The following is a 25,532-nucleotide window of genomic DNA, read 5'->3' on the forward strand; positions in this document are numbered from 1 at the left end:
GTTTTTTACGCCAAGTTGTTCCGCACAATTCAGATAAAATTCATAGTCCGAGAGATCCTTTGGCTTCTTTCTGCTCTACATGATATGGTAAGCCGATACCAATTCCGTTTCAGAAGTAATGAAATCCTGGCAGACAGAAAACGGTTTTTCATGCTCCCACAGCAATGTATACTTCGTATGTGGGATGCACAACCTTTCCGCAATCCCAGAAGCAATCACTTCACATAAAGGTTCCTGCTGGTATGGATTACTTCCGCCTTTTATTAAAACTCGTTTTCCATCTCTGATTTTCCATGCCTTTTCCAACCGACCTTCCAGCACAACATCTGGTGTCATGGTGTCAAAGCATTCTGTAATTTCCAAATTTCCCAGCATCATTTCTCCAAACTGTTCCGAGAAATCGTTGTCAAAAAACTGGATTTGCTCCCATGACAAAGAGGAATCTTTTGGTTTCAACCAATATTGATCTGATAAACTTAACCCAAAACTGTCTTTGAGCAATTCTTTTGATGTAAGAATATTTCTTATATCCAAGACCTCCTGCAGTCTTGTTCGACCTTTTGGTATGGTTCGTCTGCTCCACCACTTTGCCAGAGCCTGCTGATCTGCGTCTTGTTTTTGCATCGTTCCTACTGGCATATGTGCTGCTGCGTATATATTTTTTATGCTTTTGATGTGATAAAACGAGTCCATTTCTATATCTACGACTTTGATTTCTCTATGCATCAATGTAAATTCCACTATCCTCACCTCTGGCTTTTTTAGAATCATACCCATAAGTTCTGTGTCAGTCAAGAAATATACTGCTTTTTACTTGACACCTTTCGTCAACAGAATTTATATACCACAAACGGCTTTGCCGACTTTGGTGAACAGGTGGTTTTTATTTATGGATATTTTTCAATATTTTCTTTCGTACCAATCTGAAAACACATCAGCGTTCTCAGATATTTTTCGTACCGCAAAAGAATTTCATCAGCTCCTTGGACAGAAAAGTTATCTACTCAATCATTATCTATCCATGTTTTTTCGCTTGATTGTGGAAATGGATTTCTGTGCTTTGGAAGATGAAATTGATCAATCCATTTCAGATTTACAAAAGAAAATACAGGATGATTTAGAAAATAACGACAGTTCCATACCCAGGTTTGATTGTCAGGAGACTTCCACTGAAATGGAACTTTGCTGGACTGCACTGGCAGATTCCTTATTAGAACAAGCACTGAAAGAGTTTTATCATGAATATATGCATTCTTATCATCTATCTGTTGACCTAGTCGATTTCAGGCAAACAGAAGAAAAACTCATAGAATATCTGGGAAAAAGTGCTTGGGAAAAGTTTCAGCAGCAACTAATAAATTGTTTTCTTCATTGTTCTTTGATGCAGCTATTTCGCCAAGGTATCGTCATTGAAATCACGAAACGCTTTCTGTCACGGGATTTGGAAACGGATCAGGAGGTCTTTCGCTTATTTATAACACATTTTATCCATAACAAAAGCGACTGATCACTCAGTCGCTTCGTTGAAATCATAAAATTTCTATATCCATTTATTCATCTAACATAGCACAAGCAGTTTCATACTCTTGTTGGCAAGGTAATACTTTCTTTTCTTTTTGCGGAAAAGTAGCATCAAAATTCAGAATATCCTTTTCTTCCGCTTCTAGTGCATCTGAGAATACAACATATCCACTTTTTCCATGCAAGGCGTTTTCTTTTAACGGTAATACCAAAAGACCTTTATAAAAATGTCCATCTGCCATTGCGATACCAAATTTTTTTCCGCCACAAAAACCATATGGTTCATAATGATATGGGTATCCCAGTATTAAGATTGCAGAATATCCCATTTCTTTAGCCTTTTGAATAGAATGTGTAATTAAATTTCTTCCTAAACCTTGTCTATGATATTTCGGAGAAATAAAAACAGGTCCAAAACTTATGGTTGGAAATTCTCCTTGCTCCGTTACAATTTTAGAATGTGTGTAAAATATAGCACCTTCAACAATGCCATCCACCTCAATGACAAAAGCAAGTTCTGGGATAAAGTCAGTATGAGAACGCATTTGATGCACCACATAATGCTCTGCTGCGCCTGGAAAATATAAATTCCAAAATGCTTCTCGTGCAACTTCTTCTGTTCTGCGGTAGTCTTTTGTTTCTTCATTTCGAACAACAATATTCATATATCCCACCTCATTTTCTTTTACGCTGCTCTTTGGCATAGCGTCTGACATTCTTCATACCACCAACATCTTTAAACATGCGCTCACATTTCTTAATTTCAATTTCTTTGCTGTTTAATCCATCATAGCTGCTTTCATGTTGTAGTTTTCGGTAATTCTCCAGCCGTCTTATATCTAATTCACCGCGTTCTATTGCTGCTAGAACTGCACAACCTGGTTCATTGGTATGCGTACAGTTGCGAAATTTACATTGGTATGCCAATGATTCAAGTTCTGAAAATGTTTTTGAAAGGTCTGTACTGTCTGCACCCATTTCTCTCATGCCTGGTGTATCAATCACTACTCCACCAAGGGGACATAAAAACATCTCACGTCCTGTAGTCGTATGGCGTCCCTTATCTCCTTTAGCAATTTCTTGTGTTGCTATTGTATTTACACCTAGTAAACGGTTGATTAATGTTGATTTGCCTACACCGGAGGAGCCAATAAAAGCACAGGTTTGATTTTTGGAAAAATAAGATAAAAATTTTGCAGATATGTCATCCTCAAACATAGATGTTACTATGATATCAGAAAAACATGAAATGCTTTCTATCTGAGAAATCCTCTCTGACAAATCTTCACACAAATCTGATTTTGTCAATACGATAACTGGTGTAGCACCACTGTCCCATGCAATAGATAAATATCGTTCCATACGATTCAAATTGAAATTTTTGTTTAGGGACATACACAAAAAAACAGTATCTATATTGGCAGCAACCGTCTGTGATTGATTGGATACTCCAACAGCTTTCCGCAAAAACAAACTTTTTCTTGTTAAAACCTGGTGGATGGATGCAAATTCTTTTTCCACCGTCACCATAACAAAATCTCCAACTGTTGGAAATTGAACCAGTTCTTCTGTTGTATATCGAAATTTTCCAGAAATTTCTGCAAAAAATTCTTGTTGATCAGTAATCACTTTATATTTCCCGCGATACTGCGCGATTACTCTTGCTAATTGATAATCGGGATATAATTTTGATTCTGTATAAAAACGTTCTGTAGCACCATATTTTTGTAATTGTTTCAATTCATTATCCTCCATATTATATATTCCTATTATTTCAAAGGAAGGAGGTATAAAATACTTACTGCACCTTTCCTCCTTCCATTTTTACAATATCCTTTTTATTTGTATTCATCATAAAAACACTCTCCATTCTTAAAATTTTCCTTATTATATCACAGCCATTTACATCATGTCCATATTGGCAAAAGAGAGCAGATGATACCATCTGCTCTCTTGCCATTAAACGGATTGGATATCCTGCGGCTGTTCTGCTTGATTCTGTTCTTCCCCTGACTCTTTTTCCTCATTTTTCGCTTTTGGTTTACTTACTTTTTCCATTTTCTCACCTTCTTCAATATACTCTCGGACATCTGGCGGCACCAGTTTTCGATACAGTCTGTTCAGTGTTTCTTCCAGTTCCTGCTCCAAAGATACTTCCTTTTTTGCCGCATATCGCTTTAGTGCCAAGTACTTGCTGGTTTCAAACTTAACCTGTATCGCAGAAAGTTTCATGATACTCACCTCCTTTTGCGGTCACATCTGTGGTTCCACATAGTCTTCTTTTTCTGAAATCTCACACCCAATCTCCTGAAACTGATCCAAGTTCGGCAGATAGCCGGAATAAACTTCACCACTTTTTTGGTCATGGCTGATCAAAACACCAAACTCCGCATCCTCTTTTTGGATAAACAGGCAGTGCAAAGTCATCTGCTGATCAAAATACTGCAGTTCTTCGTTATCCGTAATGAAGGAAGCCTCCTGCTTGATGTTTTCTCCAAAGAACCAGAAGTCCTCGTCACTAAGAGAAATGATTTTCTCGATTACCACACAGCCTTTGTTTGGCTCATCAGGGTTATAGTAAAACATCGCATCTCCTAGCTCGCGATAAAACAGATTCATGGCTGCTACGCCTTCATATTTTTGCTCTGTTGTTTTCATGCTGTCATAGGAATGTTCTGGTTGCTTATGATAGAGGATCATATCACAGGCATCAAAATCCATTCGGCATTCAGATATCCTCTCATCTGTCTGAAGCAGATCTTCCAACAAATTCACATACATAAGCTCATCCGAAATCTCTCCAACAGAGAATCTGCTGCTTGCTTTTTCATTGGAAAACGAAGATAATATTTTTTCTCTTACCTCCAAAACCGGCTCCAGATATCCCTGCAGCACTCGGATTTCTTCTTCACGGAAGTTTTCCAGCTTTGCCATCAAACTTTCAAAATGTGGTTTTCTTTCTTGATTCATACTGTTTCACCCCTTTTCTTAAAGTTCCGGCTCCATAGAAGATTTTAATTCTTCTCCCATTTCAAATTTATTTGCGAGGTAATCACTGAGCCATGTACCGCCAAACTGCTGGTGGGTATTGATTCTCCACATGGCAAGCTTTCCTACATCCAACTTGACATCGTCCATATCAAACAACAAATTTGTTAATCCTTCGTTTTCAAAAACATAAACATTTTTGAATGTATCTCCTTCCAGCAAAATACCTGACTCTGTCAACAGTTCATTGACACCATCTTCCCACTCTTTTAAATCTCCGCCACAGCCTTGAAGAATCAATCCTTCTTTATCCGTCATTTTTTTCAATTCTCCTACCGTAATTTCTTTCATCATATTTTTCACACTCCTTTACAATCTGCCAAACCCATAAAAATGCTTCACCCAATAGGAATTCCCCAAGTTTGCATAGCCGATGGGATCGCCGCAATGCAACATTTGATTGTCCCCAACATAGATTCCAATATGGGTTACGGGGTTGCTGCTCTGATATGTTCCTGTAAAAAACACCAAATCTCCTGGTTTCACCTCGTCTTTTGACACCGGTGTACACTGGTTATAAATCTGCTGTGCGGTTGTTCTGGGCAGGTTATGGACTCCAGAATGGGTATATACCCAACATACAAAACCGGAACAATCGAAACTGGTTTCCGGTGTACTTCCGCCCCATTGGTAAGGAAAGCCGATATATTTCGTGGCTTCCTGCATCAACTGTGCGAATGTGGCATCGTTGAATGCTTCCCCAGGAATGCCTGTGATTTTGTCTGTCGCAGAGTATCCATACTTGATAAAGAGATATAGATTTCGGATTTCCACCTTTTCTGTTTCCGTAAACTCATAGGAAAGGTAGTCTTCCAGTTCCTCATAAATCTCGTCCTCTTCTTTTTCACCCACAAAACAATCCACAAAGCCCACATAGAATTCCTCATCAAAATCTGTCAGATCCTTTGTAAAATAGAGGATATAAAAAAAAGACTTGACTTTGATATCGTCAAATCCATCTTCTTCCAATGATTCTATCGTCTGATTCAATTCCTCAAAGGCATCAATCATTTCTTCCATAGCTTTGGAAAGTTCCGCATCGATATCCGTTGGAATAGGTCCTCCATCGAATACGATTCTTGCAACCTCCTGACTGAATCCTGCTTGTGTATTGAAGATAGAAACCATAACCAGCAGCGGTATCAGCATCACGATTACAATACCTGCCACAATACTTGCCAGCAGTGTCCGCACTCGTTTGTCTTCTGCCAGCTCCAACGCTTTCTTCGTCATAACGGCAACTGCCATAGGACTTGCCATTTGCCTCACCTTCTTTTATTTCTTAAGACATAACATCCATTTCGTCTTCTGGATTCATTTCCATAAACTCATCCATCGTACAGGTTTCTTCCAGATAATTGATGCCGTCTTTCAACGGATAGTATGCATCATCTTCCAAAGGAAACGGTTTTTTTGATAAAATGGTACCCCAGTGATTTATGGAAACAACCTTCTCCAGCGTAACTGGATCGCCACTAAAGCACTCTGACTCTCTGACATCATAGCAGTATAAATCAAAAGGCACCGTATCTCGATCAATACGTGCATTGGTAAAAATCACCACCACATTATCAATTTCTGCCAATTTAAAGTCTTCATCTCTTGCATCTATCATCATATTTACCACTCCCTTTCATTTACTTACCTCCAGCACTGCCAAACAAATCCTCTTTATACTGCGGTGCTTTTACCACCAGATGGTAAACTTCTGAGCCATGACGAAACACACAGACACCTCTTAAAGGACTGCTGATCAGGTCGAACAGACAATCATCCAGCCTGAGCATTTCCATATATTCCTTCTTGGAGATATTCCCTGGGTTAAACAAAAACTGATGTGTTGGAATGGCAAACATGGGTTTTGTCATTTCTCTCACATCAGCTCTGTTGAAGTCTTCGATATTCTGGCTGGCAATAATAACTGCACTGCCTTTTTTACGCACACGCTTCATGGCGTTTCGGATGTATTCGATGGCAGTCATGTTAGTCAAAAACAGGTACAGCTCATCAATAAATGCTGCCGTATTCCCTTTGGACAGCAGGGCATCAGACATAAAAGAAAGGACATTGAACAGCATTGCGTTTCGTATTGCCGTATCCGCATCTGTAATGCCCTTTGTGCCAAAACAGATAAATCGATTGCTTGTGATGTTGGTGTGTCCGTTAAAAAACTTGCTGTCAGCACCAATACAGATCGATTTTAATTTCAAGCATAAATCCCTGACCGTTTCTCTGGTATAGATATTCCCCTTCCTTTCTTCATATTGGTTCAGTTCCTGTTCTGCCAGATGATATAAATCTGACAGTACTGGGTAGTCTGTGTGTTTTAATCCTGAAAAGTCAGTATCTTCTTTAATACCTTTGCTTTCATATAATTTCTCCAGAAAGATTTCTAGAACATCAATCTCCGCACTGGTAAAGTCTTTATAGGCACGAAAAAAATCACGAAGGAATGAAATATGCCTTGGCAGTACGGAACCGCTGTCTTCCTCCCAGCGTTTTGGTTCCAGTATGTTGATGATGTACTCTCCCTCCATCAAGTCGATATAACAGCCATCCATATTGACTGCCAAATCTTTGTACTCAAGTTCAGGATCAAGGCAGACGATATCCATTCCACTTTCTCTCATGTTGCAAAGGAGCAGTTTCATGAGATAGCTTTTGCCCTGTCCGCTGTTGCCAAGTATTAGTATGTTGGCATTTGTCTTGTCATCTGTTCTTCTTTGAAAATCAATGAAAAGGTTGCTTCCATATTTGTCATGTCCGATATAAAAGCCTTGCGGATCGGCTTTTCCTGAATAGTTGAATGGATAGAGATTGGCAGCACTACTTGCTGGTATGACTCTTTCGAACTGCTCATGGAAAGCATTGTTTCCGCATGGCTGTGTACTCTCGAAGCCTTCTTTCTGTCTTAGAAATAATTTATCTACAGATATCTTAGAGCGTGTCAGCTCCGCCTCCACTTCTGCCTGCATTTCTTTCAGCTTCTCCAGTGTGGGCGTTGATATTTCAATGAATACAGCACAGTGTACCAATGGTTCTCTGTCCCTGTGCATCTGTGCGATTAAGTTCATGACATCGTTTAAGTTTGACTCTGCAATAATCTCCTTTTGGATGTTGCCAGAAGAACGGTTCATTCTGTTCCTGCTGGCTGCGTTGGAAATGATTTTTCTTTCCTCCGCTGGTGTAACGTGTCTGGTATAAACTCTTAATGTAACGCCGGAACGGTCACCCAAATGCCTGAGCAATGCCTGTTCTTCTGTGTCCGTTGGATATTCACGCACCACCCATGTGCTTCTGAAACTGCTGCCGCAGATATAGTAATCAGGGTAGAACTTCAGCACAGAAGGCGCGCACATATCCAAAAACTCTTTGATCCTGACCTGCTCTTTTTCTTCTTCCGTTTTGGGAATATAGGCTTTTGTTTTCTTTGTTCTGCTGATTTTCAACGGTATTCATCCTCCTTTACAAATCTCTCGCCGTCATAATCATCGAAATAAACTTGCGTGATATTCTGTACGAAATAAACGGCATAGAGCCTTTTGATGTCCTCCTTACTTGCCTGACAGTAGGAAAATCCTGCATCCTTCAACAGCTTCGTCATTCTGCTGATGCCTGTCTGTACTTCATTTGTTTCTGGATTATAGTTGCGAAAGCGGAGGATAAACAAAAACTCCCTTGCGGAAGCCGTCTGTATCTGTACTCTGTCCAGATGGATCAGGTCTTTTTCCAATATTTCTCGTACCTTGGGGCTTTCTTCTTCCTCCAGACGCTCTTTGTAAAACATTTTGTTCTGGTCGAAGTTTTCTCTGGAATTGATGCAGGAAAACTCAATGGAGTCCAGTCCTTTGATGACACTGGACATCGCTATGATTTTTGTTTTTACTGCTGTTTCTGATAGTACCGCAATGTTATCCGGCTGTACCAGAAAGTAAACCAGATACTCATTGCCGTATGTTTCCACGCCAACCCCGTCAATATTTCTGGCGCCTATTTCTTCTCTGGTAGATTTCTTCTTTCCAATTCTCATTCTTGTCATCGGCAAACCTCCAATAAAAAATCTGTTGTGTTGTCACAAAAAATCGAAAGGCAAAGCGGATGTAGTCCGAGATATTCAGTTCGTTATCAATACGCAGTGTCAAAAAGGCGAACACGCCAATAAGAACACCAGGCACAATCCAGTCCAAAGCTGCCGCAAAGACAGCTGACAGGACTGCACCTATGATGATAATCAGCATATCTCGCAATGTCCAAAGGAACATGGTGCTTTTGCCTTTCAGGTTTTCTGGGTAGATATACATTGCTTCTCACCTGCCTTTTATACCATCTCACAGCACTGTTCTGTTTCTCCAAACACCGCATCTTCGATATCCGCAATGGACAAATCTCTGCCTAAAACAGTAATGCCGTTCTCATAGGCAATTTTGATTTCCTCACGCATTCCTTCCGAAATGATGCTGCCGCAAACCAAAAGTTCATCACACCTGCAAAGAAGTGCTTTCCCCATTTCCTGCCCGAGCCAGCGTTCATCTGGCACTTCATCGTTCAAAAACTGTGTGAAAACACAATGTGGTGCGATGGCACAGTTGCCTTTCATTGCTTCTTCTCTGGCGTATTCGTTCGCCTTTGCTATGTTTTTTTCCGGTTCTCCTCTTAATGGAGAACAGATATATACCAGTTTCATTTCAAAAACCTCCCTTACATTCCCATGTTCATACCCATATCTGTGTCTTGATTTATGTCTTCTTTCTGCTGTTCTTCCAACAATTCTTCTGGTGTGAGCTTTCGGAAACTGTCCTCACCGTATACCACACCAAGACCTCTGCCGTTATCCCAATCTGGAAATACGGTCCCCATATCATCCACGAACTTGACCGTTCCTCTTGTTCCGTCAGGTATCGGATTATATGGATCATCCATGTGGATCAGCTGAATTCTGGTACCTGGTGGGAACAGTTCTTTTGCTCTTTCCGCCATTCTTCTCCCATTATCTACCCACTTCATAGAACTCACTCCTTTATAATAATTTTTCAGGTCATCTGCTTGCGATTCTTCCTACATTACGTGCCATATTGACTACGGAATTTACGGAATATACCGTACTCATTGCGTTGAAACGCATACTGGTATCCAATCCAAAGTTCTGTGCTATTCTCGGTACCTCTGTGCTGGAAAGCATCAATCCGATGCCAAGCAGCATATTTGCGTTATAAGTAACTAGCCCTGCAACCAGTACAATGGTCTGTAAAAACGCTGTCAGGCAGAGAGCAGCTACCTGTTTGCACCAAGACACGAATCCGTCGCTGTATCCTCTTGGTACACTGAACAGATAAAGACTGCCAGTTGCCATCATGACAAGAAGGATACCGCCTCGTTTTAAGTTTGCGAAAAACACTTTGATGACCGCATATCCAATCAGTATGACAAACACGATAGACACCACCACATTGGCACCAGGCGTTTCAAAGCTGCCCAGCACCATAGTGGCAATGGCACCAAGTTTTCCTGGTGAATCCGACATACCAGCAATGGCACCAATCAGTTCATTTGACAGATTAATGCAGAAGACATAAAGGTCGATAGGTACTACAGTAAACAGGCTGACGGCGAAAAAACCTTTGATGATATTTAACGCCAAGTCCTGAAAACTTCCTTTTCCTCTCCGTGCATCAATGGCTGTGTCAAACACAGCCACTACAATACCAACGATATACAACGCCCAGGCGAAATAATAAAAAAAGAGCAGGATTGCTTTGATCCAATCCAGCTCAAAAAGTTCCGCCCCCATCATATTGATCATACTGAAAAACTCACCGAAGAATGTGATCAGTTTGCCGTAGATCCAGTCACAGAACTGATCCAGCACACCGTCTACGGCAAAGTCCAAGCCAAACATATTTTTCATCACCTTCGCTTTCTGTTATTCCATGTTCATACCACCTTCTATGTGTTCCTCTGAAATCTCTTGTTTTGTCTGTGGTATCAAGTCCAGCACCTCTCCGTCTTGCTCCAAAATTTTACGCATAGTTTCAATCAGGCTTTCCATATGTTCCTGCCATTTGTTCCAGTTGGTTTCTTCAAACCACCCGTTCCATTGATTGTCCTGCGTATTTTTTCTTGCGGATTCCAATGTTTTGGAAAGATACTCGCACATCTCTTTAACGGATTCCTTTTCCACAAGAAACGAAACCACTTTTTCAAAGGGGTTATTCGGGAGATACTCCCATTCTTCTATAGTACCATTTTGAAAGCTTTCCATCAGTTCCGCAATCAGCATTGTACTGCTGTGGGACTCTCCGTTTTCCGCGGCAGGCGGTCTGCACCATTCGTCTAATTTCAGCTGTTCCAACAATTCCTTTAAGCGCAGACAGCCGTCTTCCGGAATATGGTTTCTGATCCATTCCAAGGCATCCAGACCTTCATCTGATTCAAATGCTTTTACACCCCAGCATCCCATAATTTCAGCTCCTTTCTTTTTCAAATTCCAAGAATATTCCAGATATAAGTCGGTGCTGTAATGGCAAACACCAGACCAAAGAACAAGATTGCCACTGGTGCAAAATCAAATTCGCCATGTTTTTTGTAATCAAAGTAAGCCATAGCTAATTTGACAAAAAGCAGGATCGCCAGCACACAATCCACCACTGGAAAGATAACGTTATTGGTTACGGTTTTAATCTGTGTTGCTGCTGTTTTCCAAGTGCTTTCAATGGCTGTGGAAACCTGACCACTATCTGGTGCCGCAAATACTGGCGGTGCAAATATAATCACTGCCATAAGCACAACCACTGTCAGCAAAAATACTCTTTTCCATCTTACTGCCATTGTTCTTCTCTCCTTTCGTAGAAAAGGGGCAGTCTTCCGACTGCCCCAGAAATCATATTTTTAATAACCTGTTTTGGGAAGCGTTACTGGCGGTGTATTCACAGTCCACACCGTTGTGTTCCAGCTGGTCTTTGCGCTTTCCCATTCGTTGCCGTATCTTCCGCCTACATCTGCTCTATTGACGATACGGTAATCTTTCGGCATATTCGGCATTACCTGACAGAATACAGACATATTTTCAAGCATCTTGAAGCCAGGGCTTGCCTTCGGGAATTCCAGACGCACGTCTGTGACATATTCTCCATTTGCCAAGCCAAGTACATTTGGATGGAGACTGTATTCATAACTATTCTTTGTCAAAAGATTTTCCGCAAGCACACGATAATCCCTGTAGTTTGTTTTATAAGTGATCTTATAATACATTCTTTCGGAATATGTGCCTGTAACAATCTTCAACGCTCTTGTGGCATCTGTTGGAATCCTGTCATGAATATAGAAGTTTTCCAAAGTGCCGGTGGAACCGTTTTGCACTTCATAAATGTCATACTGGATGGTCTGTCCAGGAGATGCGGCATTTGGTCCTTTTTTCTGAACGGTCAGGTTCAAAGAAATGCTGCTGTTCAGCACTTCAAATCTGACGATATCACCGTTGTGCCTGATTTCTGCCAAAAGTGTTTTATCATTCAAAGCGTAATATCTTGGTGCAGATACTTCTTTGATGGTGTAGACACCTACAGGCAAACCTTTTGATGCCGCAACACCATTGCTGCCGGAAGAAATCTTGTCTACCAAATTTCCTGTGGTATTATAGATTTCAAATACTGCACCAGACAATGGAGAACCGGCAGGAAGACCTGTCAGTTCATTGAACTCAGAAGAACGTTTTGTAATAACGATCTGACCGACTTCCGGTGTATTCTCCCACTCGATTTCTGTTGTTCTGCCTTTCTGCACATAGAATGTTTTCTCGCTGTTGTCAGAGATATAGCCTTCTGCAGGCTCTAATTCTCTGAGTTTGTACTTACCTTCCGGCAATTCTTTTCTGATCCAGATATAGCCTTCGTCATCTGTTTCAAACTGACCGATTGGTTCATTGTCACTGTCATATAACAGGAATTTCACTCCTGGAATGCCTTCTCCTGTGACAGAGTCGATTTTATGGATCAATACAGAAGACATTGGATCATTTTCCACTTTTAATGTTGTTCTCTTGCCGTCTTTGATTTCCACTTCTTTTGCTTCGCTGTCAAGTTTGTAGCCTTTGGCTTCTTTTGTTTCCTTTACCAAGTATGTGCCTTCTTCCAATCCTTCAATAACAATCAAGCCGGATTCATCTGTTTCATAGTATCCGATCTGCTCGCCGTTGAATTTTGTCACGAGGAATTCTACGCCCTCAATAGGATCGCCGGTCCTGCTGTTGGTTTTCTCAATGACCAAACCGGAATATGGCTGATTTTCCACTTCCAAAATGGTTTGTTTGCCGGATTTGACTTCTACCGTTTTCGGTTCTTTGTCCCAGTGATAGCCTTCCAATCCTTCTGTTTCTGTTACAGTGTAGTAGCCATCTTCCAAATCAGAGATATAGACCATACCTTCTTTATCTGTTTTGAATGTGCCGATTTTCTCACCATTCATTTTAGAAACTGAGAACGATACACCTTCCAACGGTTCCCCTGTTTCGGAATCTGTTTTTACGATTTTGATTCCTGAAAGCGGTTTGTTGTCAAATGTTACCACCGTTGGCACGTTTGTTTTTACTTCAACGGTTTTTGGTGTTTCGTCTAGGATGTAGCCTTCCGGCGCTTTTGTTTCTCTTACCACATACCAATCTGGATCAAGTGTCGGAAGCAGAATTGTTCCTGTATTATCTGTGGTGTACTCACCTACGTGTTCCCCGTTTTGTTTCTCCACGAAGAACTTTGCACCTGGCAATGGTTCGCCTGTCACAGCGTCAATTTTCTTTACTACCAATGATGTCATCTTTTTATTGGTGAACTCCAAGGTATAAGTTTTGCCATAATCCAGCGCGATGGTTTTGGACTGTTCCTCCAGCACATAACCATCCGGTGCCTTTACTTCTTCTACGATATAACTATCCTTAGCGAGGTAGGAAATCGTAATGGAGCCATTGCTGTCTGTGGTAAAGATGCCATTGTTTCTTCCAATGACATCGCCTTTGGATGTTGTTACCTTAAACTGCGCACCAGACAATGGATTACCGTTATCTGCGTCTTTCTTCAAAATCACGAGAGAGCACATAGGCTGGTTCTGGAAATGCACTTTGTATGTAGCACCATCTGTACCAATTTCAATGGTCTGCGGTTTTGTATCGCAGGCATATCCTTCCGGTGCAATGCGCTCAGTTACTACATAACTGCCTGGTTTCAGATTTGGAATCAGGATTTCGCCATCACTGTTTGTAGTATACATACCGTTGCTGTTTCCAACCACCGTTCCATCACCTGTTGTTACTTGGAAAGTGGCATTGGATAATGGTTTATTGGTCAAGGCATCCACTTTTGTGATGAGCAGAGATCCATAAGGATAGTTTCGGAATACTACCTCTACCACAGATGTTCCGTCTGCTTTCATATTGACTGTCTGCATATCTGTTTCTGCGATAATGTAGTTATTTGGTGCTTTCGCTTCTCTGACTGCATAAGCACCTGCTTCCAATCCAGTGATAACGATAACACCGGAATGATCAGTTGTTGCCGTGCAGATCAGTTTGCCGTTTTGACCACTTGTTTCACCCGTGATTCGGAATACTTCAAAGGTTGCACCATCCAGCATTTCCCCTGTGTTGGCATCTGCTTTCTTGATAACCAAACTGTTCAGAGGATAGTTTACGATACCGTCTACCACTTCGTAATCATTCCCACTTGTGATTTCAATACCGTCGGTCGTTGTACCGCCGCCTATGCCACCAGTACCGCCGCCACCTGCGATATTATCATCCTTCAGATAAGAGTTATCGCCAGGGTTCAAATAAATACGTGTTACAGGGTTTGTCGGTTTTTGGTAGCCCTGTGCCGGAATGGTTTCTGTTATGATATACCAGCCAGGTTCTACATACGGCAGTTTGATTCTGCCATTTTCATCGGTCTTGAATGTACCGACTGTTGTAATTGCACCATCGTCTTCCTCATGCTCAATCTTGAATGTGGTGTTTGGAATACCCTTATTGGTCGTATAGTCTGTTTTCTCGATGATCAATGTGGGGTATTTGATGTTCTCAAACATCAATGTTTTATGATCTCCTGCTTCGAGTTTTACTCTCTGCGGTGTGTCATTAAGAATGTATGGTTTCGGTGTAGAAATTTCTGTGATCTCATAAGTACCTGCTTTCAGCCCAGGAATCACGATCATACCGTTTTCATCGGTAGTAGCTGTTGTAGGCTGTACGCTGGTATCGTCTACTTCCTTGACTTCATACACAACACCTGGAATCGGTTCTTTGGTCACAGAGTCGATTTTCTTGATTGTCAGTTCTGGCAATTTGATATTGTCTACCTTCACGATGATTTCACCATCGCCAGGTTTCGCAACAATCACTCTGTCAGGGCTTGTTTTATCAGAGAACATATATCCAGGAGGTGGATTCAGTTCTTTGACCACATAAGTACCTGGTTTGATATAGCCGGAGGTAAATTTACCGTTTTCGTCAGTCATACCTTCAACAACTGGACGTGCGGTATCAGCCTGCTCATAGATAGCAAACTGAGCACCTGGCAATTTTTCGCCTGTTTCTTCATCGTATTTTTCAACGGTGATGCTGGGCATTTCAAGGTTTGCAAATAACAAGGACTTGCTATCGCCTGCATTCAGTCTGATATCCTGATGTTCGCCTGTCAGCACATAAGGCTCTGGTACAAAGACTTCTGTTACGGTATAAACATCGGGATCAAGGTACCCAAGTTCGCCACCTTTCATACCGACTGTTACTTTGCCATCTGCACCTGTTGTTACGGTACCGATCAAAGTTCCGTCGGATTTCTTGATTTCAAACTTGGTGCCTGGTACTGGATCACCTGTCTGTCCGTCGATCTTTTCGATGGTAAGCACAGGTTTCTTCAGGTTCTTCATAACCACCTGAACATTCTTGTCTTTGCCAAGGTATACGGTCTGAGGGCAATCACCCAATGCGTATCCTTCAGGTGCAGTTACTTCTGTGATTTTATAAGTACCTACGGGTACATTTTTCAGTGTAGCAACACCATTTTCTGTTGTGACTGTGGTTGTGTAACTGCCGTCTACCTGTTCTACTTTGAAAGTAGCTGGATCAGTAATGACTTCGCCTGTCTGCTGGTCGATCTTGATGATAGTCAAGCCTGGAAATTTACTATTCAAAAATTTTAATCCGGCAGCCTGTCCATTTCTTACGGTTACATATTGAGGTGTCTGATCCAAGATATATCCTTCTACAGTGGATACTTCTCTTACAAGATAGGTACCGTCTGGTACATCTTCCCATGTGATTTTTCCTTCTGCATCGGTTTTGCCTGTTGCTCTCCAAGCCCCTTTTCCATCGATCTGCATGATTTCATACTGCACACCAGGAATTGGTTCACCTGTTTCTGCATCTTCTTTTTCTGTCACCACAATATGCGGCGGATAATCACGAAATGTTGCCGTTGCTGTTTGATCCGGCTCTACCGTAATGACCAAAGTGGTTGGCTCAGTCAACTGATATCTATTATTGGTAGAGCGTTCTACTACCGTATAGGTACCAGACTCCGTAATATTCGGTTCCCAAATACCAGATTCATCTGTGGTACCTGTATCAATTAAATGCCCCTGTGCATTATAACAATCAAATGTTACACCTGCCAAAGGGGTTGCATTATCTGTGGCATCCAGCTTGATGACTTTTAGTTTACCATCACCGGATTCATCCGTTTCAGTAGACTTACCAATTACCATTTTGGCATTAATAGTAATGGGCTGATTCGGCATCCCGATTTCCATATCCTGCACTTTGCCATCCAGTCCATTCAAAGGCTTGCCGATCAAGATAACATTGGAATACAGATTTGCCGAAATCTTTACATTTGCTTCCACACTGCCACCAACAGGGACAGAAGTCTTGGGAATACGGATCGCAAATGTTTCATCACCTTTGAACTGTGTTTTTTCGATGCCATCTTCACCTGTAATGATTGTTCCAACTGGATAATCACCAGTCAATTCGACCTTATACTTTGTGATTTTCTTTCCAGAATTACTTGTTTCCTTTACCTGAAAACGCTGTACAAAGTAGTTTCCTTCTTCCACTGGTTCTTCATCCACCTTAATCGTACCGTATACTGCTGCTTTTACTGGTTCAGGATTATTCAATGCTAGATCAACCAGTTTGTTAAATAAAGCTGTCACCTGTGGTTTATCGGGTGCATTCCATTTTCCTCGGTCTGTGTACTGTGATACACCAATCACGCACCAAATGGCTGCCTTTGTAGCAGCATAGGCTTCTTCTTCACTGTTTACACCTAATTCCTGATACGTTTTATATGGAATGCTGTTATTGATGATGGCGGCAATTTTTTCATTTGTTTCTGCGCCAGCCACATTCAAGTCATACTTTCCAGCAAAGTATTCTCCAGGACCAGCCTTATTGGGATCAACACAAAATGCTGGATTTTTATTGCCTTCCTCGTCATACCACCACGCAGAGGAATGCAATACATTCCTTCCATCATATTTTATATCATTGATATCCTTGCCTTTAACAACAGTAATTTTGGTGATATCACTGCCTTCTTCTGCAGCATGAACCGTTGACAAGGAGATTGTTGGAATGGCAATAAGCATCGCCAGCAAAAAAGCAATGATTCTTCTTGTTTTACACATTTGGGTTCCCTCCTTATTGATTTTTGGCATTAAAAAAAGAGATACAATTTGATTTTTGTATCTCTTTTTTGCCTGCTCTATTCACTTCTATTTGTTACCTTGCAAATATCTGTACCCAGTAACTGCCATATTCGCTGTCTTTATCATACAGGTATGCAACACCTGTATAAGTATATTCAGGATTTAGATAATTTTCTCTATGACCATCTGATTCCGTCCAATTATCTACAGCCCATTTGGGTGTATTGGCAAAGCCTGTGATATTCTCACCGATATAGTTTCCTTCAAAACCTGCTTCATTTGCGGCTGTTTTTGCCTTTCTTCCGTCAGGACGTGTATGAGAGAAGTTTGTTACAATTTCTTTTACCCTTACATCTGCTGCTTCCATCAAAGCATCATTCATTTGAAGCTTATTTAACCCATTCTTTTCACGTTCTTGGTTGATACGGTCAATGACTTCTTCAGCGAATTCATCACGCTTTGCATTCTGTTCTGCTGCATATTTTTCTGTTCTTTGACGCTGTTCCTCTTCAATCGTAAGAGTTGGCTTTGTTTCTGGCATTTCCTGTTGTTCTTGGTTCTTCACCGAAGCAACATTTGCCAGGATTTCATTGTATTGTGGCAGTTGTTCAGTTGGAGTAGTTTTGATTGCAACGGTTTTTGTTTCTGCATCCCACTGAGCATCTGCATACATACAATCTGCCAAATCTCTGATTCCTACTAATGTACGATCATTGATTACTTTTGCGGGAGCAGAAACTAGTAAATCTTCACCTTGTGTCAAAATATGTGTTGCGCCCCAAACTGACTTTGTTTTTGTTTTATCTTCGATGTTCAGACTGCTGTGATAGCCTGCCATATATCTATCAGTAGATGCAATCGGCTTTGTAAAGATAGCTGAATGTTCTATTTGGAATGTGCCATCTACAACCGTATCTCCGTAATATGTGAACCATTCCACTTCCCAGCCCATTTTTTCTGCTACATCTCTGATTGGAACCATGATACGACCATCAATATTCACTGGCTGCTGATCCTCAAAATTGACCTTTTCCCCATCAACTGTAACTGTGATCTGGTCAGCAGCGAAAGCACATGGTACTGTACCTAATACCATTGTGGCTGCCAATATGGCTGCTAATCGTTTTTTCATATTTTTCACGCTCCTTTTTCTTTTTCACTGCATTTTGAATCAATTGGAAACCGTATACTCTGTCAAAGTCTTTCTATATTTATTTCGCCTCCTTCCCTTTGTTTTCCTTTCAATATCATTTATATTGGAAAAGCATTTACACTGCAAGCAAAAGATTATTTCTGCACTGCCTGCACGCAAAGACGCTGATCGCCCACATCTTCCACACAGGTAATCAATGTCAGGCGGTTGTCACTGGTGTATTGAAGTTTTGACCAGTCCGTATCGGCAATCTTTGTAATGGATTTTACCACATAGGTTCTTGTACCAAGTTTTGTGGTATAGGTCATTTCATCGCCAATATCCAGTTTTTTCAGTTTTCCAAAGTAGTCATTGGTACCTCTGTTATGTCCTACCAAACCGATATTTCCATTCCAGCAGGAAGTGGAAGCCAAATGTCCCACACCTTTTTTCATCGCTGTGAAGGTATCACCGTCATAGGCGGTTACCGTCAGCCCAATTTCTGGAATCTTCAATACGCCAATGCTCCCATCGCTGTTTCGCACCTGCTCAATGGTTGTTAAGGGATACTGCAGAACTTCGTCATATACCTGTTCCGGAATCTCATTTGTCACATAGCCGTCTGAGGAAATATTCGCTGTATAGCTTCCACTAGTACCACCACCATAGGCTGCACCTGAAATCAGGCTGCTTGGACTTTGGGTGTAAGGATTGATTGGTGCATTTACTGGTGCGTATGTAGTGTGGTTAATGGATGGCGCATTTGGTTCCACTACATTGGCACCATACTCTGAATCATAAACTGTCTGCGGCGATACATCGTATATGTCCCTGAGATAATCTGGTATCTCTCCCTGAATATTGATATTGGATTTTCCCACAATAACAAACTCCTCTTGATTCTCTGTTTTGTAATTGTAACTTAAATCTGAGTCAAGAGCATAAGCTGGAACGCAGAAAAAAACTCCGCAAATCATAGGGAAAACCATTGCTGTTTTTATAATGCTTGGGACAGAAATTTTAAACTTTTTCACTCTATTCCGCATCCAACACACCTCCCAAATCCAGCTCAAATCGATATTCTCCTTTTTTCTCATTGACTCTGTGCTTGACTGTCATGTCTTTATAAGTCACACTGATGTTCCTGCCGAAAAGTGCCTTTGTTGTTTTCTTGTCCAGCACAAACTGGAATACATTGCTTTGAATCAAGTCCTCAAACTCATTCAAATCAATGACAGGTTGCTTTGGATCGACATTTTGTCTTCCGATGCAGATATACTCTTTGTCAATGAGATTATACACATCAGCCCCTTGCCTGTTTTTCAGATAAAGCAAAAGCATGGCAATGGCACAGCCCAAAAGCAGTACCGCAATAATGCCTGTTACTGCTTTTAATACTGGCGGCATTCCATTTTCTATCAGCTTTCCTGCGTAAGTAATGGTAAAGGTTGCCGTATCCGCCGTTGTCTTCGTTACATTGCCTTTGTATCTTGCTGTGGACACATAGCCCGTAGGCACCTGCGAGCTGAATGTTTTTGAATAAGTAGCTACTGCCTTATACTCTGTGGGTACCAAAGTATCTCCGGCAAGGGATGTTCCCATAACGGTCCAGCTGACATTGGTCAAGGGCAATGTATATCCATCTTTTACTGTTGACTGAGCAACGTAAGAAGGATCGGCATACATCAAGCCTGGGTATTCCTTTGTGGCAGATACCGTATAATTCTTGGTGGTATAGCCTGCTACCTCTGTGACGATGCTGCCGGTATCCAGTGTCAATGTACCCTGATATCCATCTTTGTCGTATGTTTTTGTTGCTGGAAAGAGTTTGATGACATCTTCCAGATTTTTGGAACCGCCTTCTGCCTTAGCGTCTTCTGTGACTTCTTTTGTGTCCTTATTCTCATTGAGCTGTTTATCCGCAGCGATATAGCTGAACAGGAAATCTTCCAATACAAAGTCTTCTTCCACCAGCTGCTCTTGTGGTGTATTCGCCGGCAGATCATAAACCTTGACCAGATATTCCACACCGTCTATGTTTTTCCTTTCCATGGAGATTGGTACAGGCAATGTGTTTTCAGTTGCATTTTCCTCTTGTATCGGCGTTTCTACGCTCACCGGAGATGCCACAGCCGATACAGGCAGAAGCAATGATACTGCCGCAATCAGACATAAGATTGCTTTTTTCATACGGATTCCCTCCTTTCTTCTAATTCTTTTCTTTTCTCCTCAAGTACCATGCGTTCTATAGTCAGGTCATCGGGGAGAACATGAAAATCAGCAAAAAGTTCTGTTTTTTTCCTCTGGCAGTCATCAGAAAAATCCTTTGTTTTCTGATACTGCCTCAATGCTTTTTCAATGTCCATGGCTTATCACCCCTTTTCAAAACAAAAAGCGAAGGACTTCGTCCAATACTTCATCTAAGGACTTTCCTTCGCTTAATAACTGCTTGATTCTGTTTTTGATCTGATCTCGTTCTTTTTCCGCATCCTCCTTTTCTTTTTGGAAATCTGCCTGCAGTACCTCCACAGGGTTCTCCGCAGTCACTTCCGCCTTATTGATTAAAATGATCCCGCCCCTTCCGGTTATCTGCACCACATCATCCTCATGGATTCCAACGAATCTTCTAAGTGCCACAGGCAGATAAATCAACCCCTTCGCACTGACAGTTTTAAAACAATTGATTGTCATATCAATACCTCCTTTTTATAATAAAGTCAGCTGTTTTGGCTGACTGTTTAACCTCAGATTTGGATCGTAATTTGTAATCACAAGTTCTTTGAACATACCTCCTGGTGTATATTTCTGTGCTATGCTGTTGAGTCTTTCAAAAGGCGTGATATAAAAATCTTTATACAACTCACGGATAAACGCACAATCATTGTATGAAAGCATAAAAAATCCTTCTATCTTCCCCAGCACTTCACGGAGCAGATAATGCAGTTCCAATGTAAACAGCTCCTCATACTGCTTTTCTGTTCCATAGTACGGAGGATCAAGATAAAAGAAAGTCATTGGACTGTCATACAAAGCGATGATGACCTCAAAACTTTTATTCTGTATGATCACGCCTTTGCCCGGATTTCCGCCAGCCATCAAAATCTCACTGTCACTCTTCACGCCGTTTTCATTCAGCCTGCGGTTGGCAAGCCATATGGTGCGGTATGTCTGGGCGATATTTACCGGCTGACCATTGAAGCTGTTTCCACCTGCCGCATAGCTGTAGCGGATCAGCTTATAAAATGTAGCTGCTCGCCTGACATCGCCCAGTTCAGCCTGTGTTGTGATCAGTTCTTTATACTCCCGAAAATCTATAGGGGAAAGATAAATCTTTGCCAGTGCCATTTCTTCTGTCTGATATGGCAGTGAAAAATCTTGCTTTCTATGCCAGTCCAGCATCAGATCAAACTCAGCTCTGCTGTTCAGCGGCAAAAAACCAAGCTCTTTTACAAAGCTCATGGGCTTATGTTTTACCACATGGAACATATTGGTCAAATTAGAATTGGCATCGTTATACACCTCAAACCTTTCCGGCTTTTTGGCGAAAAGAACCCAACCAGCACCACCGAATACTTCTACATATTTATCATAATGCGGTGGGAAACGTGCAATGAGGAACTCACGCATCAATCGTTTTCCACCAATCCATGGAATCATACTGTTTACCATATTTCATCGCCTCACTTCTATGAGCCTTTATCCATTTTTATCCCTTCCTTTCACAACTTCATTTCATAATCATCGCTTTGGTCATTTTCTTCGTTTGATTCTTGGCTGAATTGATTTACATTATCAGTAGAAGTATCTTCCACATACGCACCTTGAATAAGTTTCCCCTGATGTGTCTGCATATGTTCCCTGCCGATTTTTGCGTAATCCAGATATGGCAAAACTTCATCTGGAAATGAAACATCAAAAAGTTCATTTTCCACCAAAAACTCGCCTAACTGCCTTTCATTTTGGATGCCGTTTACCACACAGACTTCCGAAAGATGTTCCATCAGGTCGATCATTCCCTTTACATTTCTCGGTTCTTTTAATTGAAGCGTCAAATCATATACACGCTGCATTTCCTCTGGCAGCTTATCAAACCTGCAGAATAGCTCGTTAAGTTGAAATACATCCATTTCTTCTTTTGGCAGTTTTTCAAGCATTTCTCCTATGGTATATGTTTTTTCATTTTCGCAATAAACTCCATAAACCGTATGCCCACAGCTTTCAGGTAATTTATTGTCTACAAAAAAACCTTTCAAACCAATTCTGCCGCACGGGAAATAGACGGTCATATACCTTTCTCTGTCTTCCACGTTTTTTCTTTTAAATTCCGCATAACCAAGAGCTTTATCTCTTTCTTCCTCACTTAAGTTCGGCGGATAGCAACTATACCAGTTTTCCGTATACTGCCAGAAATAACTAATATCCTGATAGTGCTGATATATGATTCGATTTTTCGGCTCTTTGGCTGCAATATGCTCTAATCGTTTCCAAAACCTGTCTTCTGCTTGTGGTCCGCCGCCATGCTCTGCTAAATCCTTGATGCTTTCCTGCAGTGCTTGTTCCACATCTTTTCTTAACTGATTTTGCTGCTTCTTATCTGGAAGCTGTATGCCTTCCACAATTCTTTTCTGCATTTGCTTTATCACTTCATTCAACGGCTACACCTCCTTTGCAATTTTTTCTGCCTGCGTCAAATCTCATAAATGGCTTCTTCGAGGCTTTTGGGCTGCTGATCTTTTAGCTTCTTGCGATAAAGCATCAATTCATCTTCCGGCAATGCGGAAAGAAGACCGGCAAAAACGTTCAACTCAAAGATATTTGCTTTGCTGATCTCCAAAGAACACAAAAACTCCTGTGCTTCTTCCACATCACACTCTACATCTGAAATCTCGCAGTCATCTAATGATTCCATTTCTGCCTTCTGAAGAGCAATCCAGATTTCATTTTCTTCTACCGGAAGCACCAATCTGACACAGATGTCTTTTTCCTCTTTTACCAACTTTTCACTTGCCACATACAAACGAATCATATAAAATTCCTCCTTAATAAGTAATAAAAAAACAGACCATCTGTCTGCTCTCAGCTTTGAATATGCTGCTGTGCTTGATCTTCAAAAACTTCTTCTGTCAGAATCATATATTCCTCTGGAACATTCACTCCGTCATAATAACCATATCTTTCCTGCTCCTTGTGGCTATCACAGATACAACCATTCTCATCGACTTGCATCATGCCAGCGTCTTTCGAATGTTTCATGGTATAAAGATAAAGCTGTCCCACCTTGTTATAGTCCACAAATGATTTCATATCTTCTGGAACCACAAAAAGATTGTTCTTTACAAGGTGTTCTCCCAATTCCTGATTGCTTCGAATTGCAGGATCATAAGATACTTTGTCGAAACCATAAGATAGATTGATCATGTCAGCAGCACTTTGAGGCTGATGCATTTCCAATAAATCACAGTACAGCTCATCCTGGTCTTCCTCAAACAATTCCTCAAGTCTTGTTGCCAGATAGTTCAGCTCGTTAAGATCAGCTTTATCCCATTCCTGATATTCTCCACAGCTCCATGCGTAAAGCTCATGGATGCTGAAATCACTGATCAGAAGGTCATCCATATCTCTGACGCCAGCTGCATCTAAATATCGTTTCATGGTTTCTGCATCTGCGGGAAGTCTGAGAGAAACATCCACCTCATTTTTCTTTTCAAAAAGTTGTTTACTGCAAAAAGTCACTTGAATCATATTTATTTTTCCCCTTTCCAATATTCCGCTATTTTTTCGCCTATGGCTCGTACCACAGGCACTGTGACTGCGTTTCCGATCTGCTTATACAGCTGTGCGTCTGAACATACGCTGGCTGCTCTTTCAAAATATGCATCCGGTACCCCTTGCAGACGAAATGTTTCCAATGGTGTCAGTCTTCGGATACGGGAATCCAAAAGGATTCCATGAATATCAGATGCCGTAAGTGTAAACATTTCCTCGTCTTCTTCTTTGATTCTCCTTCCGTTTTGTCTTGTTTTTTCTTTTCCTGGATTCAACAAAGCTCTTGGCAGTCTGCTTTCCAAAATGCCTGTCCTATGCTGTCGGCATCCCAAGCCCTTTCCATAGCTTGCGTCAATGGTGCCGCTGTATGGTTTTGTCACAAGACCGCTTTGCTCATCCTTTGCAACAAAGTATAAACCTGTTTTTGCGCCTAATCCTCCTGTTCCAGAAGTGATAGTTGGTGAAACACCTCCTGTGTCATAGATCCTGCTTCCCTGTGGGCCTCCAATAATCTGTGCAGGAGCTGTCTTGCCTGGACTTCTGAGAGGAAATATTTTTCCGGTACTTCTTCCTGTAAGATCTCCGATAATGTACACACGCTCTCTGCTTTGGGGTACACCGTAGTCTTTGGAATTGACAAGCGCGTATTCCACACCGTACCCCAATGCGGCCAGTTCACATAGAACAATGGCAAAATCCCAGCCTCCGCCAGAGGAAAAGATTCCCTTAACATTTTCAAGGATAAGCCATCTGGGTTTATGGTAACCTCGTTCTCGGAGGAGTCGAACAAACTCAAAAAACAAGCCAGTTCGTTCTCCGTATAATCCTCTCCTTTCCCCCGCCATTGAGACATCCTGGCAAGGGAATCCGCCTGTCCAAAGATCGACATCTGGTAGGCTTTGGGCACTGACTTTGGTGATGTCTTCTTCAAACCACTCTCCCTCCTTTATGTGGTGCATCGCCTGATAGCTCATATTGGCATATTTGTCTATCTCACAATGCCCTTTGCAGGTCCAGCCTGCCTGCTCCAGTCCCAAACGGAACAACCCGATCCCAGCAAAAAAATCCAAAAAATACATACACATTTCTCCTTTCGCTGTCTTTTCTTTTCATGCTGTTGACGTTTCCTTTTTTCTGAGGTAACATACAACAACCTGTAAGACGGCAGCGAAAAGAGAGCTTTCTGCTCCGATTCGTTTTGTCTTATGGGCTTGTTTTCAGAATCTTAAAACGGAAACAAGGCGGATTGCTCCGCCTTGTTTCTTTGCTTATATCTGCATATCCAGATCAGTTTCTTCTATTTCATCGGCATCACCTCCTCGTATTATAAAGTAGTAGTGTTTATAGACTCTCTCCAAGGTCTGTATGCTAT

The 25,532-nt window shown here is 41.4% G+C and carries 28 protein-coding genes and 1 pseudogene; 1 reads left to right on the plus strand and 28 read right to left on the minus strand.

Going from position 1 to position 25,532, the window contains the following annotated elements:
* Nucleotides 1-75 precede the first annotated feature (75 nt).
* Complete coding sequence (locus FGS84_RS08535; RefSeq protein ID WP_007037353.1) at nucleotides 76-777, minus strand: hypothetical protein; 702 nt, start codon at nucleotides 775-777, stop codon at nucleotides 76-78.
* 112 nt (nucleotides 778-889) lie between these two features.
* On the opposite strand from FGS84_RS08535, the gene FGS84_RS08540 reads away from it, so the two are divergent.
* Nucleotides 890-1,507, plus strand: coding sequence for a hypothetical protein (locus FGS84_RS08540; RefSeq protein WP_002567430.1), 618 nt, complete (start codon nucleotides 890-892; stop codon nucleotides 1,505-1,507).
* Between the two features lie 43 nt (nucleotides 1,508-1,550).
* On the opposite strand, the gene FGS84_RS08545 is transcribed toward FGS84_RS08540, so the two are convergent.
* The 27 genes and pseudogenes from FGS84_RS08545 to dcm all read right to left on the minus strand — a co-directional run bounded on the left by FGS84_RS08545 (nucleotide 1,551) and on the right by dcm (nucleotide 25,239).
* Nucleotides 1,551-2,186: an N-acetyltransferase gene (locus FGS84_RS08545; RefSeq protein ID WP_002567429.1), complete on the minus strand. Its 636-nt coding sequence runs from the start codon at nucleotides 2,184-2,186 to the stop codon at nucleotides 1,551-1,553.
* A 10-nt stretch (nucleotides 2,187-2,196) separates the two neighbouring features.
* A complete protein-coding gene (gene rsgA / locus FGS84_RS08550) occupies nucleotides 2,197-3,276 on the minus strand; it encodes a ribosome small subunit-dependent GTPase A (protein WP_002567428.1) in 1,080 nt (359 codons plus the stop codon).
* Nucleotides 3,277-3,319: 43 nt separating this feature from the next.
* Nucleotides 3,320-3,481: a hypothetical protein gene (locus FGS84_RS30750; RefSeq protein ID WP_002567427.1), complete on the minus strand. Its 162-nt coding sequence runs from the start codon at nucleotides 3,479-3,481 to the stop codon at nucleotides 3,320-3,322.
* Nucleotides 3,481-3,753, minus strand: coding sequence for a DUF6103 family protein (locus FGS84_RS08555; RefSeq protein ID WP_002567426.1), 273 nt, complete (start codon nucleotides 3,751-3,753; stop codon nucleotides 3,481-3,483). The genes FGS84_RS30750 and FGS84_RS08555 overlap by 1 nt, the downstream gene beginning before the upstream one ends.
* 21 nt (nucleotides 3,754-3,774) lie before the next feature.
* Nucleotides 3,775-4,491 (minus strand): hypothetical protein, encoded by a 717-nt coding sequence (locus FGS84_RS08560; RefSeq protein ID WP_002567425.1) that lies wholly within the window; start codon nucleotides 4,489-4,491, stop codon nucleotides 3,775-3,777.
* A gap of 18 nt (nucleotides 4,492-4,509) precedes the next feature.
* Complete coding sequence (locus FGS84_RS08565) at nucleotides 4,510-4,863, minus strand: hypothetical protein (RefSeq protein ID WP_002567424.1); 354 nt, start codon at nucleotides 4,861-4,863, stop codon at nucleotides 4,510-4,512.
* A 15-nt stretch (nucleotides 4,864-4,878) separates the two neighbouring features.
* Nucleotides 4,879-5,277 (minus strand): annotated as a pseudogene (locus tag FGS84_RS31960) (C40 family peptidase); the annotation flags it as partial.
* A 574-nt stretch (nucleotides 5,278-5,851) separates the two neighbouring features.
* Nucleotides 5,852-6,187 carry an LPD28 domain-containing protein gene (locus FGS84_RS08575; RefSeq protein WP_002567422.1) on the minus strand — a complete coding sequence of 112 codons (336 nt, stop codon included), beginning with the start codon at nucleotides 6,185-6,187 and terminating at the stop codon, nucleotides 5,852-5,854.
* 19 nt (nucleotides 6,188-6,206) lie between these two features.
* Nucleotides 6,207-8,018 carry a DUF87 domain-containing protein gene (locus FGS84_RS08580; RefSeq protein WP_002567421.1) on the minus strand — a complete coding sequence of 604 codons (1,812 nt, stop codon included), beginning with the start codon at nucleotides 8,016-8,018 and terminating at the stop codon, nucleotides 6,207-6,209.
* The gene (locus FGS84_RS08585; RefSeq protein WP_002567420.1) at nucleotides 8,015-8,608 is read right to left on the minus strand and encodes a hypothetical protein; all 594 of its coding nucleotides are present in this window, start codon (nucleotides 8,606-8,608) and stop codon (nucleotides 8,015-8,017) included. Before FGS84_RS08585 ends, FGS84_RS08580 begins: the two co-directional genes overlap by 4 nt.
* On the minus strand, nucleotides 8,544-8,870 hold the full coding sequence (locus tag FGS84_RS08590) for a hypothetical protein (protein ID WP_007037356.1): 327 nt from the start codon (nucleotides 8,868-8,870) through the stop codon (nucleotides 8,544-8,546). Before FGS84_RS08590 ends, FGS84_RS08585 begins: the two co-directional genes overlap by 65 nt.
* 17 nt (nucleotides 8,871-8,887) lie before the next feature.
* Entirely contained in the window at nucleotides 8,888-9,253 is a 366-nt protein-coding gene (locus FGS84_RS08595; protein WP_002567419.1) for a DUF4406 domain-containing protein, read from the minus strand.
* Between the two features lie 14 nt (nucleotides 9,254-9,267).
* Nucleotides 9,268-9,573, minus strand: coding sequence for a DUF4314 domain-containing protein (locus tag FGS84_RS08600; protein ID WP_002567418.1), 306 nt, complete (start codon nucleotides 9,571-9,573; stop codon nucleotides 9,268-9,270).
* A gap of 31 nt (nucleotides 9,574-9,604) precedes the next feature.
* Nucleotides 9,605-10,465, minus strand: coding sequence for a conjugal transfer protein TrbL family protein (locus FGS84_RS08605; protein ID WP_002567417.1), 861 nt, complete (start codon nucleotides 10,463-10,465; stop codon nucleotides 9,605-9,607).
* 24 nt (nucleotides 10,466-10,489) lie between these two features.
* Nucleotides 10,490-11,026: a DUF4259 domain-containing protein gene (locus tag FGS84_RS08610; protein WP_002567416.1), complete on the minus strand. Its 537-nt coding sequence runs from the start codon at nucleotides 11,024-11,026 to the stop codon at nucleotides 10,490-10,492.
* A 20-nt stretch (nucleotides 11,027-11,046) separates the two neighbouring features.
* On the minus strand, nucleotides 11,047-11,394 hold the full coding sequence (locus FGS84_RS08615; RefSeq protein WP_002567415.1) for a DUF3852 domain-containing protein: 348 nt from the start codon (nucleotides 11,392-11,394) through the stop codon (nucleotides 11,047-11,049).
* Nucleotides 11,395-11,454: 60 nt separating this feature from the next.
* Nucleotides 11,455-17,241, minus strand: coding sequence for a SpaA isopeptide-forming pilin-related protein (locus FGS84_RS08620; RefSeq protein ID WP_002567414.1), 5,787 nt, complete (start codon nucleotides 17,239-17,241; stop codon nucleotides 11,455-11,457).
* A gap of 94 nt (nucleotides 17,242-17,335) precedes the next feature.
* Nucleotides 17,336-18,394, minus strand: coding sequence for a CAP domain-containing protein (locus tag FGS84_RS08625; protein WP_002567413.1), 1,059 nt, complete (start codon nucleotides 18,392-18,394; stop codon nucleotides 17,336-17,338).
* Nucleotides 18,395-18,549: 155 nt separating this feature from the next.
* A complete protein-coding gene (locus FGS84_RS08630) occupies nucleotides 18,550-19,440 on the minus strand; it encodes a class D sortase (RefSeq protein WP_002567412.1) in 891 nt (296 codons plus the stop codon).
* Nucleotides 19,430-20,584: a hypothetical protein gene (locus tag FGS84_RS08635; RefSeq protein WP_002567411.1), complete on the minus strand. Its 1,155-nt coding sequence runs from the start codon at nucleotides 20,582-20,584 to the stop codon at nucleotides 19,430-19,432. Before FGS84_RS08635 ends, FGS84_RS08630 begins: the two co-directional genes overlap by 11 nt.
* Complete coding sequence (locus tag FGS84_RS08640; protein ID WP_002583659.1) at nucleotides 20,581-20,760, minus strand: hypothetical protein; 180 nt, start codon at nucleotides 20,758-20,760, stop codon at nucleotides 20,581-20,583. Before FGS84_RS08640 ends, FGS84_RS08635 begins: the two co-directional genes overlap by 4 nt.
* Nucleotides 20,761-20,776: 16 nt before the next feature.
* Nucleotides 20,777-21,085 (minus strand): hypothetical protein, encoded by a 309-nt coding sequence (locus FGS84_RS08645; RefSeq protein WP_002567410.1) that lies wholly within the window; start codon nucleotides 21,083-21,085, stop codon nucleotides 20,777-20,779.
* A gap of 15 nt (nucleotides 21,086-21,100) precedes the next feature.
* On the minus strand, nucleotides 21,101-22,063 hold the full coding sequence (locus FGS84_RS08650; protein WP_002567409.1) for a DNA adenine methylase: 963 nt from the start codon (nucleotides 22,061-22,063) through the stop codon (nucleotides 21,101-21,103).
* Nucleotides 22,064-22,113: 50 nt separating this feature from the next.
* Nucleotides 22,114-23,037, minus strand: coding sequence for a hypothetical protein (locus tag FGS84_RS08655; RefSeq protein WP_235622251.1), 924 nt, complete (start codon nucleotides 23,035-23,037; stop codon nucleotides 22,114-22,116).
* Between the two features lie 44 nt (nucleotides 23,038-23,081).
* Nucleotides 23,082-23,420: a hypothetical protein gene (locus FGS84_RS08660; protein ID WP_002567407.1), complete on the minus strand. Its 339-nt coding sequence runs from the start codon at nucleotides 23,418-23,420 to the stop codon at nucleotides 23,082-23,084.
* A gap of 50 nt (nucleotides 23,421-23,470) precedes the next feature.
* Nucleotides 23,471-24,136 (minus strand): antirestriction protein ArdA, encoded by a 666-nt coding sequence (locus tag FGS84_RS08665; protein WP_002567406.1) that lies wholly within the window; start codon nucleotides 24,134-24,136, stop codon nucleotides 23,471-23,473.
* Nucleotides 24,137-24,138: 2 nt separating this feature from the next.
* Entirely contained in the window at nucleotides 24,139-25,239 is a 1,101-nt protein-coding gene (dcm, locus tag FGS84_RS08670; RefSeq protein ID WP_002567405.1) for a DNA (cytosine-5-)-methyltransferase, read from the minus strand.
* Nucleotides 25,240-25,532 lie beyond the last annotated feature (293 nt).

The sequence above is a fragment of the Clostridium sp. 1001271st1 H5 genome, from assembly GCF_005845215.1.
In the GTDB taxonomy this organism is placed as follows: Bacteria; Bacillota; Clostridia; order Lachnospirales; family Lachnospiraceae; genus Enterocloster.